Genomic DNA, 18,196 nt, shown 5'->3' on the forward strand with positions numbered 1-18,196 from the left:
AACGAACCATGGCAGAAATTAGCCGAGTTAAGCTGTTTGGAAAATTAAACCGGGTTTGCTACAAGGCCGTCGAGGGCGCGACGGTATTTTGCAAACTCAGAGGCAATCCCTATGTCGAACTGGTGCACTGGCTGAGCCAGCTTTTGCAACTGCCCGATTCGGATCTGCACCGGGTTCTCAAACATTACAATCTCGATGTCTCGGTGCTCGCCCGCGATGTAACCAATGCGCTGGACCGCCTGCCACGCGGCTCAACTTCAATTTCCGATTTCTCCCCGCACATCGAAGATTCGGTCGAGCGCGGCTGGGTGTACGGTACGCTGATGTTCGGCGAAAGCCAGGTGCGCAGCGGTCATCTGGTCGTCGGAATGCTGAAAACCAAAGGGCTGCGCAATGAACTGGTCGGCATTTCCCGCGAGTTCGAAAAAATCAAAGCCGATTCGTTGACCGATGAATTGGCCAAAATCGTGACCGGTTCGCCCGAAGACGGATTGGCCGCGACCGACGGTTTTCAGGCCGGCGCGACGCCCGGCGAAGCCAGCGGCGCGATTGCGCCGGCCGCAATGGGCAAGCAGGACGCGCTGAAACAATTTACCGTCGATCTGACCGAACAGGCGCTTCTCGGCAAGATCGATCCGATCGTCGGCCGCGACGAAGAAATTCGGCAAGTGATCGACATTCTGATGCGCCGCCGCCAGAACAACCCGATTCTGACGGGCGAGGCCGGCGTCGGTAAAACCGCGGTGGTCGAAGGCTTCGCACTCAAAATCGTTGCCGGGGACGTGCCGCCGTCGCTACGCGATGTGACCTTGCGCACCCTCGACGTCGGCTTGTTGCAGGCGGGCGCCAGCATGAAGGGTGAATTCGAAAACCGTCTGCGTCAGGTAATCGAAGAAGTGCAATCCTCTCCGAAGCCGATCATTCTATTCATCGACGAGGCTCATACCCTGGTCGGGGCCGGCGGCGCGGCCGGCACCGGCGATGCGGCGAACCTGTTGAAACCGGCGCTGGCGCGCGGCGCGCTGCGGACAGTTGCTGCGACCACCTGGGCCGAATACAAAAAGCATATCGAAAAAGATCCGGCATTGACCCGCCGCTTCCAGGTCGTGCAGGTGCTCGAACCGAGCGAGGAAAAAGCGATTCGCATGCTGCGCGGCGTGGTGTCGGTGCAGGAGAAACATCATCAGGTGCTGGTGCTCGACGAAGCGTTAGAAGCAGCGGTCAAATTATCGCACCGCTACATCCCGGCCCGGCAGTTGCCGGACAAAGCGGTCAGCCTGCTCGATACCGCCTGCGCGCGGGTCGGCATCAGCCAGCATGCGGTGCCGGCGGAGGTCGACGACTGCCGGAAACGCATCGAAGCCTTGGATACCGAATTGGCGATCATTGGCCGCGAAAAAACGGTCGGTGTCGAAGTGTCGGCGCGGGAACAGTTGGCGACCGAAAAACTGGAAGCCGAGAAAACACGCCTTGTGGAACTCGAAACCCGCTGGAACGCCGAGAAAGAACTGGTCGGCAAGATTCTGGAATTACGCGCGAAACTGCGTTCGGCCGGTCATGCGGTCGATAGTGCCGTGGAAGCCCCGGCCGAGACGGCAGGCGACCGCGAAGCCTTGTTGACCGAGCTGAAAGACTTACAGGCGCAATTGCATGCCCAGCAGGGCGAGTCGCCGCTGATCCTGCCGACCGTCGATCAACAGGCGGTCGGCGCGGTCGTGCAGGACTGGACCGGCATTCCTGTCGGCCGCATGGTCAAGAACGAGATCGAAACGGTGTTAAAGCTGCCGGACCTGCTCGAACAGCGTATCATCGGCCAGCGCCACGCGCTGGAGATGATCGCCAAGCGCATCCAGACCTCGCGCGCCGGCCTTGACAACCCGAACAAGCCGATCGGCGTGTTCATGCTGGCCGGCACCTCCGGCGTCGGCAAGACTGAAACCGCGCTGGCCTTGGCCGAGGTGCTCTACGGCGGCGAACAGAACGTGATCACGATCAACATGAGCGAATATCAGGAAGCGCATACCGTGTCGACACTCAAAGGCGCGCCTCCGGGCTATGTCGGCTACGGCGAAGGCGGTGTGCTGACCGAAGCGGTGCGCCGTCGCCCTTACAGCGTAGTACTTCTCGATGAAGTTGAAAAGGCGCATCCTGACGTGCACGAAATTTTCTTCCAGGTATTCGACAAAGGCTGGATGGAGGACGGCGAAGGTCGCGTGATCGACTTCAAGAATACCCTGATCCTCTTGACCACAAACGCCGGCACCGACCTGATCGCCGGTCTCTGCAGCGATCCCGAACTGATGCCGGACCCGGAAGGCATCTCGAAGGCGCTGCGCGAACCGTTATTGAAAGTCTTCCCACCGGCCTTGCTCGGTCGTCTGGTCGTAATTCCGTATTATCCGCTCAGCGATGAAATGATCGGCGCGATCGCCCGCCTGCAACTCGGCCGGATCAAGAAGCGCATCGCCGAAAGCCACAAGGTGCCGTTCAGCTATGACGACGAGGTGATCAAGCTGATCGCCAGCCGTTGTACCGAGCTCGAAAGCGGCGGACGGATGATCGACGCGATCCTGACCAACACCGTGTTGCCGCGGATCAGCGAGGAGTTTTTAACACGGATGATGGAAGGAACGCCGATCGAGCGGGTGCATGTGAGCGTGCAGGATGGGGATTTTGGGTATGGGTTTGAGTAAGGTATTTTACAAAAATATCTTGAGCAGGCCGGCGTTTATAACTCCGGCCTGAACGTTTCGAACCGCTCTTAGGAGGTATAACAATTTTGCTGGATAGATTTTTTCAGCGATGTAATGTTTGCGGGGCTCGGTACCTGCGCGGCAATTCTGGAGATGGGGAAAGTTGCCTTGGGGAGTGAAGCGCTTCGTGATCGGTTAGGTTTCAAATGATGCGACGGGGTAAATACCCCGTCGCGCCTGTTAGGTAAACGACATTTTAACGAGGGCGCCGCCCTTATCGTATTGTCGGCGATTCGAATATTACACAGCTTTGCCGGATTTTGTTACTACTCCACTCTGAGCGTGTAGCGGGTGGAGGAACTGTTACTTTCATTGCGGGGGAATCAAATGCCACAGCCCGGGGTTTCGTTGGTTTATTTAGGGAAAAACGATGACGATAAGGAAATGCTAAACATGTGTAAAGCCATTGCTGACAAGCTAAGGGATGCTCCAATTTTGATGCAAGAGAATTTGGGCAACGGTCAGGAATTGCCCAAACCAAATACCATTGAAAGGAACGAGTTGTGGCTTTGCGGACACAGCCGATTCATTGAAGCCAATACGAATGTGCGCAAGTTGGGCGAGCGTAATTTAGGTGGTTTTGACATTAAGGATGTAGCCGAGTTTTTGAAGCTTTGCATCGCCCAAGTCGGGGTAAAAAAAATTCGTCTGATTTGTTGCGAATCCGCTCAGCAACAACGGCATGTGCCCAATGTTACCGGGGTCCCTCCTGCGGGTTTATCGAAGGTTATCGGTAACGAGTTGCTGCATACGCTAAAAAAAGGTGACAAATCGGGAAGTAGACTTTTTCGAATGTTGGAGCAATTCGATTATGACAAGGACAGTCCTGTTGATGCGCACCTAAGCCATTTGGAAATGTTGATCTATGCCATCGCCGTTTCAATGTCCGAAGGACGTATTAAAACCCATCCTGCATTTGAAATTTGCGGATTATGGGGGGCGGGCGATATTACGAGCGACAAAATACCGATTACATCCTTTTTACAAGAAAAAGGAAGCCTTGAAGCGCAGGAGAAAATGGATAATAAATCCATTAAAGAACCGCAACGGTTGACATTTAAGAAACTATTCGAGGACGCCCACTGTGCGAAAAAAGGATTGCCCGACTTTTTCGGGTATCGTGTTGAGCACAACTTACTCATCAGCTGGATGCATTTCAGAAGCCAAAGTTAAGGAAGTCCTGAATAAGTTGATTACATTCGCGGTTCGATAAACGCGCTACAGGGAGTCAACAGCTTATGGTCGTCTTGAGTTTGCCGATGTGTGTTCGGAGCCTTGAGCGGGCCGGGGTTTGTAACACCGGCCTGGAAGATCGAGTCAAGTTTTGTATTTTGCATAAATTAAGAGTTTCAAGAAGCAAATATCAGTCCCGCTTATCAGGCTGGTAGCTATATAATGGAATGGCTAAATATTTTGGATGTTATTATTCGGCAGTGAGTCGAATAGCTGCAAAATGCAAGATTTGATCTTTTCTTTCTCGGTAAGGCATCCGGATAAACGTGAAGTGACTGTGAAGGCGGTAGAGCAACAAGACATGCAATTAGCGAGTCGATTTGATCATTCCCAAGCTCTGTAGGGAGTCATATTTCGCGCGCTTAAGTTGAGGAAAATAAAATCGCTGTTTTGTGTTCATTTGAAGTATCACACAATAACTGGAGAGTCTAAATGCCGGACTGGAATAAAAAATTTAAAGCCGAATACGATTATGCGCGTACTTGGCTCGCCAATGAGTCCAACTTTGACAAGGAATGGCAGCCATTGATCAAACGTTTGTACAAATTGATGAGTACGGAAGGCTTTGATGCCGGATATGACTCGGCTCTATCGGATCTCAGAAAACAAGTCACGTGCGGAGACAAGGGTATCATTGGGCACAAAACCGTCACCGAGGATCATGGCATATTGAAGGCCGTGGGTGCTTGGGCCGATGATGCAAATGGCGTGGTTGAAGCAAAAGCGAAGATGCGTGCGGCCGCATTAAAACTGCTGCGCCACGTGTATTTGCTGAACAGATCCGGCAACCGCAAGGTTTGGGTGGTGTCATTGCCGACTGAATTGCACGATTGGCCTTCTGACGATTTAAATGCTCGTGCGAACACACAAATCGCCACGCGCATTTTGCTGAGAAGCAGCTCTGAAATTTTTAACCGCGAGGCGAAGAAGCATTTGGAGTCATCGACGCAGCATGCCTTGGCTTGGTGCCAAAAGACAGGCATTGTGCTCGCCGAGGCCAATAAAGCAGCGAGCGGGGGAGGCGGCAAAAAGGGAGTGGATTCATTGAACCTGGTCAAGCGATGGTTCGCCGATCCGGCAACGTCGATTACGGATTTGAGCGGTTACATCGCGACCCTTACGGCTGGCTTCAAGGGTATTATCGCCATGCTCAACAAGGGTCACTTCGTGTTGACGGATTGGGTCCCGTTGCGTACCGCGAGCACTGCCAGTGACATCAGTTTTCTAAACAGTGAAGCGTTCACTTTCCGCAGTAATGGGGAAGGGATGGATGTAGTTTACATAGAAAAGTCATTTTTTACCGACGACCCTGGCGGCATCGTCCATGGCCAGAAAAATTGGACGCGTGTCGTGGTGCACGAACTTACACATTTGGTATGCGGCACGGAAGATGTGAACATAGGAAGAGCTCGTTATGCTTGGTACGGAATTGGGCCTCATGCCGGTTTTCCGGGAAGCGCGGCCATCCGCAATGCCGATAGCTGGGCTTTCTTCTGCGCCGATTGCGCCGGCATCCTGACCGAGAGCGAGCGTAAAAAGGCATTGAAAATAATATGAAATGTTTACGGTTATCGCCTTGGGTTTTGGCGCCTATTTTGGCAATTCTACAGTTGGTCTGCGCCAGTTGCATATCAGCCGATACCCCCCCTTCTCGCACGGAGAATATACCTATGAATACCTCCCCATCTAATAGCCGGCCGTCAGCACCGGAAGTGACTCCGATTGAACACGCTGGCGTTCGCTACGAACAGGACCAAACCGATGAGCGCAAGGGAGATCAGGACGGCGGCTATTTGGCCGCCATAGACGCCAAAACAGACGATCTGCTGTGGCGCCTAAAGGTTTACGATGTGCCGGATTATAAGGCTGCGGGTGTTGCCATGGGCGGAATATATTTTCGTTCAATGCAACTCATAAAGGGCGGCAACGAATTGGAGATCGAAAATGAGGCCGGAAGCGTATACCGTGTCGACCTCTCTACTCGTAGCGTCAAGAAGATATCGGGTCCGTCTGATGAGGCGCCTTCGTCTCCTCCGGTCAAGCCTAAGCCGGCACCCGAATGATGATCGCAGGCCTGACGGGTTTTGTAAACCCGTCCGCACATTTTCTGGAAGCCTTGAAGCTAGCTTGAAGCGTTCAGTCCAGGGTTGCAAACCCCGGCACGCTGGGAGTCTCTCTCCAGTTAAAAGGCAGCGAGACGATTAAAGCGATGATCACCAAGGAATCGGCGGAAGCGCTCGGCATCAAGCCCGGGATCCAGGCGATCGCGCTGGTCAAGGTGCCGCAGGTCATCATCGTGACCGAATTTCGGCGCGCAATCAACTGCCAGGGAAGATCGTCAAACTGATCAAGGGCGCCATCAACACCGAAGTCGATATTGAATTGAAGGGCGGCGAGCAGGTGACCGCGACGGTGACCAATGACAGCGCCGAAACGCTCGGTTTGCAGATTGGACAAACGGTGACCGCGGTGTCCAAATCCAGCGCGGTGATACTGGCCGTGGCGGCTTGAGGTTCGGGCGATTGTGAGGGCTTGGGCTGGCGATAAAGCCTAACCCAAACTCTGCGGTTCGGACATCAGCTTGGCAACGGCGGAAGCGAGAGGATTGTTGGACTGATTCAATCCATCGATCACGCTCCGTTGTTCTTCTTGCGAGCGGTTCTGGCTGAGTTTGAATTTGCCCTGAAGTTCGGTAATTTCGATTTCGAAGCCAACGATCATGTCGAGCAGTTTCGCTCGCTGCTCGTCTGCAAGCCCCGATTGATAGGGGCTCGGCATTTGAGACTCATGGTATTGGGTCAGTCGTTCGAGCAGGGCGTCCAGTTCGGCCGGGTCCTCGATCAGTCGCGGTATGCCGCGCACATGCGCCACCGCGTAATTCCAGGTGGGGACGTTCGGCGATAGATACCATGACGGAGAAATATAGGCATGCGGCCCCTGAAACACGGCCAGAACCTCTGTGCCTGATGCAAAATGCCGCCATTGCGGGTTGGCCCGCGCGATGTGGCCGAGCAACTTGCCGTGTTTGCCGGCGGAAGGGTCCAAAAGAAAGGGCAGGTGGGTGACAAAGGGAATGCCTTCGGGCGCCGTGATCAACATACCAAAGGAATAGTCTTTAATCAGAGCCCCAAGGCGTTCGGGGTTTGCTTCTTTGAATGACTCAGGGATGTACATGGCAAATTTTTATGGTGATAGGGTACGCATCGCGTACCTTTTTTGACGTTGACTTTTATCTTATTTTTTGGAAATGGTACGCGCGGCGCACTAAGCGGCTGCCCCGCGTAGGCCCGAATGTAAATGTAGCCCGGATGCAGCGCAGCGGAATCCGGGTTAAGCTTTTGCCTCACCACATTTTTTAATTCCAGTCGAACCTCGGATTACGCCGACGTAAAGCCACAAACAGCAAAGTTCGCCTCTGTGTAGCTCCCGGATTGCATCCGGGCTACTCGCTAGTGTTTCGCAAACAATACGTGACGCCCTTGCACGTCCAGGGGCATAGGATGTGCCGACGTAAGGAGGCGCATCGATCGCGATTGATGCGCTTCGCTAACGCTCAGCACATCCTATGGTCCTCGCAATTGATGCGCTATGGCCTTGACTTGTTAGGCCGGCACCGGCTGATTTAGCCAATTGAAGAACTCGATTGGCATTTCGGCCTCGACTTGCTCAATTGTGCGAACATCAACCGTTGAGTTGCAACCCATGAGAGGCACCTCAATTATATTGTCTTGGGCGGACCAATCCATTTCAAGGTACCGGTTATTGTCCGGGTCGTACTTGATGCCTGTTGCACGGCCATGCCCATACAAGAGCATGGTTTTGCCAAATTGATGGCGTTTCTTCAAAACGATTAAGTCGCCTGGCCAGATGTCATTGAAGCGGTTAAGCTGTTGCTCGCTACGCAGGAAGATGAAGGTGCAAATGCCTTCTTCTTTCCACTCAATGTCTAGCCGGTTGTCGAAGTTTGCTCCGGGGCAGAAGCCCATAAAGACAATCGTCTTGTCGGTAGGGGTAGCTATGTCGATCTCGGCAATGACAGCTGCGGCATCAGTGTCGCCCTTCTTTTGCAAGGCCTCGGCATTGCAGCGAAGTTTGATTAGCTCGGATCTGGTGTAAGCACCGGCCCGAATCTTGTCAATAGTCTTTTGGTGTTTCATTTTTGGATACGATTAATGTTGGTGTGCAGGCATAACAAGTAATTATACGGTTTCCGTATATCTTCCCAATTTAAAGGCTTGTTAGCAACAAATTGGTGATGTTAGCCATATGTGTTTGAGTGCAATAGCTTTATGATTTTCTGCCTAACCTTTGCTACCGTTCTTGATCTACGGTTTCATTTTCCTATCTAATCGCAAAAAGCTGTAGCCGAAACCCGCACCGGCGTCATCATCGACATCTTCCCGTTCCGCCTCCGACCATTCGTTCATGTCCAGTTGCGGAAAAAACGTATCCCCTGGAAATTCCCGCCGGATTTCGGTCAAATAAATCGTTTGCGCTCTCGGCAGCAAGGCTGCGTAAAGATCGGAGCCGCCAATCACGAAAATCTCGCCAGCATGCCGGCAGCCGGTCCAGATCGCAGTTTCGAGATCGTTCACGACCACGCAGCCTTCCTGCGTGTAGGAAGGGTTCCGGGTCAGGACGATGTTGGTACGGCCGGGCAGGGGGCGGCCGATCGATTCGAAGGTTTTGCGGCCCATCAGGATCGGCGAGCCCATCGTGATTTTTTTGAAGCGTTTCAGGTCGGCCGACAGGTGCCAGGGCATTTTGTTGTTCAGGCCGATGACCCGGTTGCTCGCCATCGCGACGATAAGTGAGATTTTCATGCTGGGGTGGTTTAGAATCTGGGGCGCTTTGGGCTTATAAAAAGATGATCATCATACTATGAAACATATTCTGGTTGTATTCACCGGCGGCACGATCGGATCAAGCGCCAGCGAAGGTACGATCAAGCCGTCCGAGTCGGCGCCTTTCAAGCTGCTCGGCGAATTTCAAAGGCGCTTCTCCGAGACGGCGAAGGACATCGCTTTCGAGTCAATCGAGCCGGTCCGGCTGCTCAGCGAAAACCTCGCTCCCGCGGCATGGCCCATCATCATCGAGGCGATCGAAGCCAAACAGCCGGACCGCTATGACGGAGTGATCGTGACGCACGGCACCGATACGCTGGCTTACAGCGCGGCGGCGTTCGGTTTTTATTTTCACGGACTGAAGGTGCCTTTGCTGTTGGTTTCGAGCGATTATCCGCTCGATCATCCGGAGGCCAACGGGCTGGACAATTTTCATTGCGCGGTCGATTTTATTCGGGAGATCAATGAGCCCGGCGTATTTGTGCCTTACCGCAATCAATGCCAGACCGTACAGGTGCACCGTGGCGCGCGTCTGGCTTCGTCTCTGCAATTGAGCGGCGATTTTGTCAGCGTGCAGGGACAAAGCTACATGGCGTATGAAGGCGGCCGGTTTATCCGGTCGGGACTGTCGGCATTCGAGCGGCAAGCAGCATTGCCCGGGTTGAAAGCGTTATTTTCGAATCGCATCCTGATGATCCGGCCTTATCCGGGCCTCGATTACGGGCATTTTTCTGTCGACGGCGTCGATGCGGTATTGCATGACCTTTATCATTCCGGCACCGCATGCAGTACTTTGCAATGGGGCGAAAATCATTCGCTACTCGCGTTCATCAAACGTTGCCGGCAGCAGGGCGTGAAGGTTTATCTGGCTCCGGCGCGGAAGTCCCCCGATGCGTATGAAAGCACACGGTTTTTGCTCGACGCGGGCGCGGAAATGATCTGGAATCTGTCGATCGAAGCGGCTTATGTGAAATTGGCGCTGGCGTATGGCAATTTTCAGGACGGGCGGGGTATTAGCGCGTTTCTGGCTGCCGATATTGCCGGGGAGCATGTTTATTCCAATAGTCCAATGTCGCTAAGCTAAGCCGTCATAACGACAGGGGTGCAGGGATGACGGTCCTTTTGAATTCTGCGGATCGTTAACAGGGTCTTACCATTCTATTTTGTCGGGCAATAGGCGAATTTGACTATCCGTTATTGAAAATCCGTCATTCATGCCCCATATCCCGGGCAACTTAATAAATTCCCTATGAGGTAAACCAACATGCGGATGGATAAATTAACCGGCAAATTTCAGGAAGCGCTGGCAGAAGCCCAAAGCCTTGCCCTGGGCAAGGATCATCAATTCATCGAGCCCGTGCATCTGATGATTGCCTTGCTCGATCAGGAAGGCGGCAGCATCAAACCTTTACTCGCGCAAATCGGCGTCAATACCCACGCCCTGCGCAGCGAACTCGGACAGGCGCTGAACCGGCTGGCGACCGTTTCGGGCGCGGGCGGCGACGTGCAGATTTCGAACGAGCTGGCGCGGCTGTTGAACGTGACCGACAAGCTGGCGCAAAAGCGCGGCGACAAGTTCATCGCCAGCGAGCTGTTTTTACTGGCAGTGTTCGAGGAAAAAGGGCTGTTGCAGGACTTGCTGAAAAAAGCCGGTGCCACCAAGCAGGCGGTCGAAAAGGCGATCGAGGCGATGCGCGGCGGCCAGGCGGTCGATGATCAGAACGCCGAAGATCAGCGCCAGGCCTTGAAAAAATACACGATCGACCTGACCGAACGCGCGGAAGCGGGCAAGCTCGACCCGGTGATCGGTCGCGACGACGAAATCCGCCGCACCATTCAAGTGCTGCAGCGCCGCACCAAAAATAACCCGGTGCTGATCGGAGAGCCCGGCGTCGGCAAGACCGCGATCGTCGAAGGCCTGGCGCAACGTATCGTCAACGGCGAAGTGCCCGAAGGCATCAAGGGCAAGCGGGTGCTGGCGCTGGACATGGCGGCCCTGATCGCCGGCGCGAAGTTTCGCGGCGAGTTCGAGGAGCGCTTGAAAGCGGTGTTGAACGATCTGGCCAAGCAGGAAGGGCAGGTAATCCTGTTCATCGACGAACTGCACACGATGGTCGGCGCGGGCAAGGCCGAAGGCGCGATGGACGCCGGCAACATGCTGAAGCCGGCGTTGGCACGAGGCGAACTGCACTGCGTCGGCGCGACGACCCTGGACGAATACCGCAAATATGTCGAAAAAGACGCGGCGCTGGAACGCCGCTTCCAGAAGGTGCTGGTCGATGAGCCGTCGGTCGAGGACACGATTGCGATTCTGCGCGGCCTGAAGGAAAAATACGAGGTGCATCACGGCGTGGACATCACCGATCCGGCGATCGTCGCGGCGGCGGGGCTGTCTTACCGTTATATCGCCGACCGGCAGTTGCCGGACAAGGCGATCGATCTGATCGACGAGGCCGCCAGCCGCATCCGGATGGAACAGGATTCTAAACCCGAGGCGATGGACAAACTCGACCGGCGCCTGATTCAATTGAAGATCGAGCAGGTTGCGCTGAAGAAGGAAGCCGATGCGGCGTCGAAAAAACGGCTGGAAATTCTGGAAGAAGAAATCGCCGAAGTCGAAAAGGAATACTCCGATCTGGAGGAAATCTGGAAAGCCGAGAAAGCCTCCCTGCAAGGCTCCGCGACGATCAAGGAAAAGTTGGATCACGCGAAAATCGAGCTTGAATCGGCGAAGCGCGCGAGCGATCTGAACCGGATGGCGGAATTGCAATATGGCATCATTCCGGCGCTGGAAAAGCAACTGGCGCAGGCGGGGACCGGCGAAACGCGCAAGATGACCCTGCTGCGCAACAAGGTGACCGAGGAAGAAATCGCCGAAGTCGTCTCCAAATGGACCGGCATTCCGGTATCGAAAATGATGGAAGGCGAGCGCGACAAACTGCTGCGCATGGAAGAAGCCCTGAGCAGGCGTGTGGTCGGCCAGGAGGAAGCCCTGAAGGCGGTCAGCAATGCGATCCGTCGTTCGCGCGCGGGGCTGTCCGATCCGAACCGGCCGAACGGCTCGTTCCTGTTTCTGGGGCCGACCGGCGTCGGCAAGACCGAATTGTGCAAGGCGCTGGCCGAGTTCCTGTTCGATACGGTCGATGCCTTGGTGCGGATCGATATGTCCGAATTCATGGAGAAACATTCGGTCGCGCGTATGATCGGCGCGCCGCCGGGCTACGTCGGCTACGAGGAAGGCGGCAATCTGACCGAGGCGGTGCGCCGGAAGCCCTATTCGGTGATCCTGATGGACGAAGTCGAAAAGGCGCATCCGGATGTATTCAATGTGCTGTTGCAAGTTCTGGATGACGGACGCTTGACCGATGGGCAAGGCCGGACCGTCGATTTTCGCAATACGGTCGTGGTGATGACGTCGAATCTGGGTTCGAGCCGGATTCAGGAGCTCGCGGGCGAGGCCAATTACCTGGAAATGAAGGCCGAGGTGATGGACATCGTCGGCATGCATTTTCGGCCCGAGTTCATCAACAGGATCGACGAAGTCGTGGTGTTCCATCCGCTCGAACGCGAACAAATCCGGGCGATCGCGAAGATTCAGATCGGCAATCTGCACAAACGTCTGGCCGACCGCGAAATCGGCTTCGAAATCAGCGAGGCCGCGCTCGATCGTCTCGGCGAGGCCGGCTTCGATCCGGTGTACGGCGCGCGGCCTCTGAAACGCGCGATTCAGCATCAGCTCGAAAATCCGCTGGCGCAGGAGATTCTGGCCGGTCGATTCGAATCCGGGGATACGATTAAAGTCGAGCTGGAAGACGGGGTTTTGCGGTTTGTGAAAGCCTGATTCCCCAAATCGAGGCTGGCCGGATTAAAGCCTGGCTTGTCCTCGTCATTTTCGGTTGCCGAGGATTTGCTATGCTTTAGGCGCGGCGTTAGCAACTGCTAATGCCGCGCCAGCCCTAATTCTCCTCCACACGCATGTGAAAGACCTCGTCATCCTATTGATCGTTTTCTATCAAAAAGTCATCTCGCCTTACAAGGGGTTCCGTTGCGCTTATGCGGTCCTGCACGGAGGCGATTCCTGCGCCGAGGCGGTCAAGAAAATCGTGCTGGCCCAAGGACCCGTCGGTGGCTACACGGATATCCGAGCACGTTTTCGAGCCTGCAAGGAAGCCAACGAAACCCTGATAAGAAACGGTCAACGGCGGCGCGGCCGGAACGATTGCGATGAATGCCCCGATTGCGACTGCGATTTTACCGCGGGCTGCCCCTCGAAAAATTTGGACGCATGCAAAGGCAGCAACTGTGATCTGCCGGATTTACCTGGCGATTCGCCTTGCGACTGTTCGTTTTAGACTCCAACAATCTACCGATTGGTAATGTTTGATGGGTGCAATCGGGTTTCTTAGCGCCTATAAGTTCCTATCAATTCTGCCTTATCGATGATATGTCCCACCATCTCCTTTTCCAGTGCGGCTTTATCGGGTAGATTCAAATCCGGCAAAGGCGTGTCCAGTGCGTAAAGTTTAAAAAAATAACGATGACTGCCAAAAGGTGGGCATGGCCCGTTGTAGCTGGTGTCTTTCCAGTCGTTCTTGCCGTGTAGCGCGCCTTTGGGCAGATCTTGCGGCGCAATGTTTTGCGGTAATTCGGAAACTGTCGGCGGAATGTTGTATAGCAGCCAGTGCACCCAGGTCATGACCGGCAGGAAGGGCGCAGGCACATCAGGGTCGTCCATGATCAACGCAAGACTCTTGGCGTTGGGCGGAACATTGGCCCAGGCCAATGCGGGCGAGATATTGGAGCCGTCGCAAGTAAATTGTTTGGGGATCGCATTTTGATGCTCAAAAGCGGAAGACTTGAGAGTCATGGTCATGGCGGTTACTCCTTCAACCGAAAGCGAGAGGGGTGAATAGCAGCAGAAAAGCAATCCGACTGATCGAATGTATGGCTGGAGTTTTTTGATTTGCATCGGTTTCTCCTTGCGTTGAACAGTAATGAATAACTCAATGACTCAGACGGGGGATAAAGGTTCTATCCCTTCATTTACAATCAATGTGGGATTATCTTTTTTGAAGCTGACTTTCAAATTCTCCGGCATCTTCGTAAACAAAAAAACTTCTCGAGTCGGCATCCCGGTTTCTTCTCGGGCAACGGTAAAATTCCGGCGCACCATTGCGGCCACCATTTTGATTTCGCGCGTCGCCAAATTTCGCTCCGTGCAAAAGCGAAAGGCATGCGCGGTGGAATCTTTGCCCACTAGCAGAATTGGAATCACATTTTTGAACCTCCTAGACCGGCATCCGCGCCCGCTTTCACGTCTGCGCGCAAGCCATCGAAACCTTGATCAGAAAACGCCAGTACCGGCGCGGTCAGGATGATGGCGGCGACGGTCTCGGCGAATCGATGTTTGTCCGCCAAGCAATGCCTATTTTTGTGAAGGATTGAGGTGTGAAAGTTCAAGTCGCGAATTGCCGGAGCATTCTTGCGTTTTACCTTGGAACTGTTCGTTTTAACGGGCTATCGTAGGAGTGAATGTTTTAATTTTTGTATCGGGCCTATTAATAAATAAAAAATTGTATAGTAGAATAGCCGGTTATTTTATTGCTTTTAGGTGCGGTTTATGCATATAGTTCAAGAAGCGCTCACATTTGATGATGTGTTATTGGTGCCTGCGCACTCGACGGTGCTGCCGCGTGAAGTCGAATTGAAAACGCGGCTGACGCGTGGCATCACGCTAAACATTCCGCTGGTTTCCGCGGCAATGGATACGGTGACCGAGGCTCGGCTGGCGATTGCGATGGCGCAGGAAGGCGGCATCGGCATCATTCATAAGAACATGACCGCCGAGCAGCAGGCCCGCGAAGTGCGCAGCGTCAAGAAATATGAAAGCGGCGTAATCAAAGATCCGATAACCGTTTCGCCCGAGACCACTATTCGCGATGTGATAAGGTTGACTCGCGCGAAAAATATTTCCGGGGTGCCGGTCGTGGATGGCGATGAACTGGTCGGCATCGTAACCAGTCGCGATATGCGTTTCGAGACCCGCTATGATGAACCGGTCACCAAAATCATGACGCCAAAAGAGCGTTTGGTGACGGTCAATGAGAATGCCGATCGGAAGGAAGCGATCGCGTTATTGCATAAGCATCGGATCGAAAAAGTGCTGGTTGTGAATGATGCGTTTCACTTGCGCGGCATGATTACCGTCAAGGACATTCAAAAAGCGAAGGACTATCCGCAGGCCTGCAAGGACGAGCTGGAAAGATTGCGCGTCGGCGCGGCGGTCGGCACCGGTCACGGCACCGAAGAGCGCGTCGAGGCACTGGTCGCCGCCGGCGTCGATGTGATTGTGGTCGATACCGCGCATGGACATTCTCAAGGCGTCTTGGACCGGGTGCGTTGGGTCAAGCAGCATTATCCCGACGTGCAGGTGATCGGCGGCAATATTGCAACCGCCGATGCGGCGCTGGCGCTGGTCGAGGCTGGCGCGGACGGCGTCAAGGTCGGCATCGGTCCGGGTTCGATCTGTACGACACGGATCGTCGCCGGCGTCGGCGTGCCGCAGATTACCGCGATCAGCAATGTCGCGCTGGCGTTGAAAGGTACCGGCGTGCCGTTGATCGGCGACGGCGGCATCCGTTATTCCGGCGATGTCGCGAAAGCGCTGGCGGCGGGCGCGTATGCGGTGATGCTCGGCGGCCTGTTTGCCGGCACAGAGGAAGCGCCGGGCGAGACCGAATTGTTCCAGGGACGCTCGTATAAATCGTACCGGGGCATGGGGTCGTTGGGCGCGATGTCGCAGACACAGGGTTCTAGCGATCGTTATTTTCAGGAAGAAACCGATTCGGCCGAAAAGCTGGTGCCGGAGGGCATCGAGGGCCGCGTACCGTATAAAGGCAGTCTGATTGCGGTGATCCATCAGTTGCTCGGCGGCATCCGCGCCAGTATGGGTTACACCGGCAGCCAGACGATCTCTTCGCTGCACGAGAAAGCGCAGTTTGTGCGCGTGACCAGTGCCGGAATGCGAGAAAGCCATGTGCACGATGTGACGATCACGAAGGAAGCGCCGAATTATCGGCTGGATTAAACTTTGCTAGGGTACGCATTGCGTACCTTTCAAAACTCTGGTCGTATGAAAAATTCTGAAAAGGGTATGAGCCGCATACCGTACAGAGTTTTGCTGCGATGTTTCGATTTCCCTACCAATACAACAAAAGGGCTCCGATCGGGCCCTTTGTTTTTTTGAAGACCCATAACGAGTTTGAGACATGCAACACACGCACGCGAACATCCATACCGACAAAATCCTGATTTTGGATTTCGGCTCGCAATATACCCAATTGATTGCGCGTCGGATTCGCGAAATCGGCGTGTATTCGGAAATTTTTTCCTGCGAATGCAGCGCCGACGAAATCAAGCGGTTCGCTCCGAACGGCATTATTTTGTCCGGCGGCCCCGAAACAGTGACCAGCGGCGACACACCGCGGGCGCCGCAACATGTATTCGAGTCTGGCGTGCCGGTGCTGGGCATCTGCTATGGCTTGCAGACGATGACAGAGCAACTCGGCGGCAAGGTCGAATCGTCGTACCACCGTGAATTCGGCTATGCGCAAATCCGCGCGCGCGGGCATTCGAAATTGCTGGCCGATATTGAGGATCATGTCTCGCCTGAAGGCTACGGTCTGCTGGATGTCTGGATGAGCCATGGCGACCGGGTCACGCAATTGCCGGAAGGTTTCAAGTTGATCGCAAGTTCGGACGGCGCGCCGATTGCCGGCATCGCGAATGAAGAAAAAGATTTTTACGGCCTGCAATTTCATCCCGAAGTCACGCATACCAAGCAGGGCGGCCGGATATTGGCTCGCTTCGTGCTGGAAATTTGCGGCTGTGAGGCTTTGTGGACCGCGGACAATATCATCGAAGACAGCATCCAATCGGTGCGCGCGAAGGTCGGCAGCGATCAGGTGATTCTGGGGCTGTCCGGCGGCGTCGATTCGTCGGTGGTGGCTGCATTGTTGCACAAGGCGATCGGCGATCAATTGACCTGTGTGTTCGTCGACACCGGGCTTTTGCGTCTGAACGAGGGCGACCAGGTGATGGCGATGTTCGCCGAGCACATGGGTATCAAGGTGATTCGGGTCGATGCGGAACCGCGTTACCTGGCCGCATTGCAAGGCGTCGCGGACCCCGAGCAGAAACGCAAGATCATCGGCAATTTGTTCGTCGAAATCTTCGACGAGGAAGCGGGTAAGCTGACCGATGCGAAATGGCTGGCGCAGGGAACCATTTACCCGGACGTGATCGAATCGGCCGGCGCGAAAAGCGGCAAAGCGCATCTGATCAAGTCGCACCACAATGTCGGCGGCCTGCCGGAAAACATGGCCCTGAAACTGGTCGAACCGCTGCGCGAACTGTTCAAGGATGAAGTCAGAAAGCTGGGTTTGGAACTGGGTCTGCCGGCCGACATGATCCACCGGCATCCGTTTCCGGGGCCGGGGCTTGGTGTGCGCATCCTGGGCGAGGTCAAGAAGGACTATGCCGATCTGTTGCGCCAGGCCGATGCGATTTTCATCGAGGAACTGTACCGCCATGATTTGTACCGAAAAGTCAGTCAGGCCTTTACAGTGTTTTTGCCGGTCAAGTCGGTCGGCGTGATGGGCGACGGCCGCCGGTACGATTACGTGGTCGCGCTGCGTGCGGTCGAAACGATCGATTTCATGACCGCGCGCTGGGCGCATCTGCCTTACGATTTTCTCGATCTGGTGTCGCGGCGGATCATCAACGAGGTGCCGGGCATCTCGCGCGTCACTTACGATATTTCCGGCAAGCCGCCCGCAACGATTGAATGGGAGTAATCGAAACGGACGATGTCGCCTGGATGCGGCATGCGCTTCGGCTCGCCGAGCGGGCCGAGGCGCTGGGCGAAGTGCCGATCGGCGCGATAGTGGTCAGGGACGATCGATGCATTGCCGAAGGCTGGAATAGTCCAATCGGAATGAATGACCCGAGCGCGCATGCGGAAATCGTTGCGCTACGGCAGGCGGGCAGGGCGGCCGGAAATTATCGCCTGATTGATGCGACCCTGTATGTGACGCTGGAACCTTGTGTGATGTGCATGGGCGCGATCAGTCATGCGCGGATTAAAAGATTGGTATTCGGCGCTTTCGATCCGAAGCGCGGGGCCGTCTGCCATGCATTAAGCCTGGCCGACGCGAGCTTTTTGAATCATCGCGTGGCATGGCAAGGCGGCGTGCTGGAAGCCGAATGCTCGGCGTTGTTAAAAGGTTTTTTTAAAGTCAGGCGCTAGCTCGTGTGGTTTGCATGTACGGTCAAGCCTAGCTTCGATGGAGCGTAACGGATCGAGGA

18 protein-coding genes are annotated in these 18,196 nt (G+C 54.8%); 12 read left to right on the plus strand and 6 right to left on the minus strand.

Annotated elements, in window-relative coordinates; genetic code table 11:
- The first annotated feature begins 8 nt into the window (after positions 1–8).
- From tssH to U2W12_RS09790, 6 genes are all read left to right on the plus strand, one after another.
- Positions 9–2,693: a type VI secretion system ATPase TssH gene (gene tssH / locus U2W12_RS09765; protein WP_326500489.1), complete on the plus strand. Its 2,685-nt coding sequence runs from the start codon at positions 9–11 to the stop codon at positions 2,691–2,693.
- A 453-nt stretch (positions 2,694–3,146) separates the two neighbouring features.
- Entirely contained in the window at positions 3,147–3,926 is a 780-nt protein-coding gene (locus U2W12_RS09770; RefSeq protein WP_326500490.1) for a hypothetical protein, read from the plus strand.
- Positions 3,927–4,418: 492 nt separating this feature from the next.
- The gene (locus tag U2W12_RS09775) at positions 4,419–5,543 is read left to right on the plus strand and encodes a M35 family metallo-endopeptidase (protein ID WP_326500491.1); all 1,125 of its coding nucleotides are present in this window, start codon (positions 4,419–4,421) and stop codon (positions 5,541–5,543) included.
- A 113-nt stretch (positions 5,544–5,656) separates the two neighbouring features.
- Positions 5,657–6,049 (plus strand): hypothetical protein, encoded by a 393-nt coding sequence (locus tag U2W12_RS09780; RefSeq protein ID WP_326500492.1) that lies wholly within the window; start codon positions 5,657–5,659, stop codon positions 6,047–6,049.
- A gap of 146 nt (positions 6,050–6,195) precedes the next feature.
- On the plus strand, positions 6,196–6,333 hold the full coding sequence (locus tag U2W12_RS09785) for a hypothetical protein (RefSeq protein WP_326500493.1): 138 nt from the start codon (positions 6,196–6,198) through the stop codon (positions 6,331–6,333).
- An 11-nt stretch (positions 6,334–6,344) separates the two neighbouring features.
- Positions 6,345–6,497 carry a TOBE domain-containing protein gene (locus U2W12_RS09790; protein ID WP_326500522.1) on the plus strand — a complete coding sequence of 51 codons (153 nt, stop codon included), beginning with the start codon at positions 6,345–6,347 and terminating at the stop codon, positions 6,495–6,497.
- 39 nt (positions 6,498–6,536) lie between these two features.
- Here U2W12_RS09790 and U2W12_RS09795 read toward each other — a convergent pair whose 3' ends face one another.
- From U2W12_RS09795 to U2W12_RS09805, 3 genes are all read right to left on the minus strand, one after another.
- Positions 6,537–7,160: an FMN-binding negative transcriptional regulator gene (locus U2W12_RS09795; RefSeq protein ID WP_326500494.1), complete on the minus strand. Its 624-nt coding sequence runs from the start codon at positions 7,158–7,160 to the stop codon at positions 6,537–6,539.
- 428 nt (positions 7,161–7,588) lie between these two features.
- The gene (locus U2W12_RS09800; protein ID WP_326500495.1) at positions 7,589–8,143 is read right to left on the minus strand and encodes a hypothetical protein; all 555 of its coding nucleotides are present in this window, start codon (positions 8,141–8,143) and stop codon (positions 7,589–7,591) included.
- 168 nt (positions 8,144–8,311) lie between these two features.
- Positions 8,312–8,809 (minus strand): dihydrofolate reductase, encoded by a 498-nt coding sequence (locus U2W12_RS09805; protein WP_326500496.1) that lies wholly within the window; start codon positions 8,807–8,809, stop codon positions 8,312–8,314.
- Between the two features lie 58 nt (positions 8,810–8,867).
- Here U2W12_RS09805 and U2W12_RS09810 point away from each other — a divergent pair, with 58 nt between their 5' ends.
- The 3 genes from U2W12_RS09810 to yidD all read left to right on the plus strand — a co-directional run bounded on the left by U2W12_RS09810 (position 8,868) and on the right by yidD (position 13,182).
- Positions 8,868–9,914: an asparaginase domain-containing protein gene (locus U2W12_RS09810; protein ID WP_326500497.1), complete on the plus strand. Its 1,047-nt coding sequence runs from the start codon at positions 8,868–8,870 to the stop codon at positions 9,912–9,914.
- Between the two features lie 180 nt (positions 9,915–10,094).
- Complete coding sequence (gene clpB / locus U2W12_RS09815; RefSeq protein ID WP_326500498.1) at positions 10,095–12,671, plus strand: ATP-dependent chaperone ClpB; 2,577 nt, start codon at positions 10,095–10,097, stop codon at positions 12,669–12,671.
- A 136-nt stretch (positions 12,672–12,807) separates the two neighbouring features.
- A complete protein-coding gene (gene yidD, locus U2W12_RS09820) occupies positions 12,808–13,182 on the plus strand; it encodes a membrane protein insertion efficiency factor YidD (protein WP_326500499.1) in 375 nt (124 codons plus the stop codon).
- Between the two features lie 50 nt (positions 13,183–13,232).
- On the opposite strand, the gene U2W12_RS09825 is transcribed toward yidD, so the two are convergent.
- The 3 genes from U2W12_RS09825 to U2W12_RS09835 all read right to left on the minus strand — a co-directional run bounded on the left by U2W12_RS09825 (position 13,233) and on the right by U2W12_RS09835 (position 14,248).
- Positions 13,233–13,799 (minus strand): YbhB/YbcL family Raf kinase inhibitor-like protein, encoded by a 567-nt coding sequence (locus U2W12_RS09825; RefSeq protein WP_326500500.1) that lies wholly within the window; start codon positions 13,797–13,799, stop codon positions 13,233–13,235.
- A 42-nt stretch (positions 13,800–13,841) separates the two neighbouring features.
- The gene (locus U2W12_RS09830) at positions 13,842–14,036 is read right to left on the minus strand and encodes a hypothetical protein (protein WP_326500501.1); all 195 of its coding nucleotides are present in this window, start codon (positions 14,034–14,036) and stop codon (positions 13,842–13,844) included.
- Positions 14,037–14,101: 65 nt separating this feature from the next.
- On the minus strand, positions 14,102–14,248 hold the full coding sequence (locus tag U2W12_RS09835; RefSeq protein WP_326500502.1) for a hypothetical protein: 147 nt from the start codon (positions 14,246–14,248) through the stop codon (positions 14,102–14,104).
- A 202-nt stretch (positions 14,249–14,450) separates the two neighbouring features.
- Here U2W12_RS09835 and guaB point away from each other — a divergent pair, with 202 nt between their 5' ends.
- The 3 genes from guaB to tadA all read left to right on the plus strand — a co-directional run bounded on the left by guaB (position 14,451) and on the right by tadA (position 18,137).
- On the plus strand, positions 14,451–15,917 hold the full coding sequence (guaB, locus tag U2W12_RS09840; protein WP_326500503.1) for an IMP dehydrogenase: 1,467 nt from the start codon (positions 14,451–14,453) through the stop codon (positions 15,915–15,917).
- Positions 15,918–16,098: 181 nt separating this feature from the next.
- The gene (guaA, locus tag U2W12_RS09845) at positions 16,099–17,685 is read left to right on the plus strand and encodes a glutamine-hydrolyzing GMP synthase (protein ID WP_326500504.1); all 1,587 of its coding nucleotides are present in this window, start codon (positions 16,099–16,101) and stop codon (positions 17,683–17,685) included.
- Positions 17,676–18,137, plus strand: a complete 462-nt coding sequence (tadA, locus tag U2W12_RS09850) for a tRNA adenosine(34) deaminase TadA (RefSeq protein ID WP_326500505.1) — start codon at positions 17,676–17,678, stop codon at positions 18,135–18,137. Before guaA ends, tadA begins: the two co-directional genes overlap by 10 nt.
- Positions 18,138–18,196: the final 59 nt, after the last annotated feature.

Source organism: Methylomicrobium sp. Wu6, assembly GCF_035916875.1.
GTDB lineage: Bacteria > Pseudomonadota > Gammaproteobacteria > Methylococcales > Methylomonadaceae > Methylomicrobium.

Coding starts and splice junctions, on each gene's coding strand:
- U2W12_RS09775 (WP_326500491.1), top strand. CDS start 4,419: ATGCCGGACTGGAATAAAAAATTTAAAGCCGAATACGATTATGCGCGT.
- U2W12_RS09810 (WP_326500497.1), top strand. CDS start 8,868: ATGAAACATATTCTGGTTGTATTCACCGGCGGCACGATCGGATCAAGC.
- U2W12_RS09795 (WP_326500494.1), bottom strand. CDS start 7,160: ATGTACATCCCTGAGTCATTCAAAGAAGCAAACCCCGAACGCCTTGGG.
- U2W12_RS09780 (WP_326500492.1), top strand. CDS start 5,657: ATGAATACCTCCCCATCTAATAGCCGGCCGTCAGCACCGGAAGTGACT.
- clpB (WP_326500498.1), top strand. CDS start 10,095: ATGCGGATGGATAAATTAACCGGCAAATTTCAGGAAGCGCTGGCAGAA.
- U2W12_RS09800 (WP_326500495.1), bottom strand. CDS start 8,143: ATGAAACACCAAAAGACTATTGACAAGATTCGGGCCGGTGCTTACACC.
- U2W12_RS09785 (WP_326500493.1), top strand. CDS start 6,196: ATGATCACCAAGGAATCGGCGGAAGCGCTCGGCATCAAGCCCGGGATC.
- tssH (WP_326500489.1), top strand. CDS start 9: ATGGCAGAAATTAGCCGAGTTAAGCTGTTTGGAAAATTAAACCGGGTT.
- U2W12_RS09805 (WP_326500496.1), bottom strand. CDS start 8,809: ATGAAAATCTCACTTATCGTCGCGATGGCGAGCAACCGGGTCATCGGC.
- U2W12_RS09825 (WP_326500500.1), bottom strand. CDS start 13,799: ATGCAAATCAAAAAACTCCAGCCATACATTCGATCAGTCGGATTGCTT.
- guaA (WP_326500504.1), top strand. CDS start 16,099: ATGCAACACACGCACGCGAACATCCATACCGACAAAATCCTGATTTTG.
- guaB (WP_326500503.1), top strand. CDS start 14,451: ATGCATATAGTTCAAGAAGCGCTCACATTTGATGATGTGTTATTGGTG.
- U2W12_RS09770 (WP_326500490.1), top strand. CDS start 3,147: ATGTGTAAAGCCATTGCTGACAAGCTAAGGGATGCTCCAATTTTGATG.
- tadA (WP_326500505.1), top strand. CDS start 17,676: ATGGGAGTAATCGAAACGGACGATGTCGCCTGGATGCGGCATGCGCTT.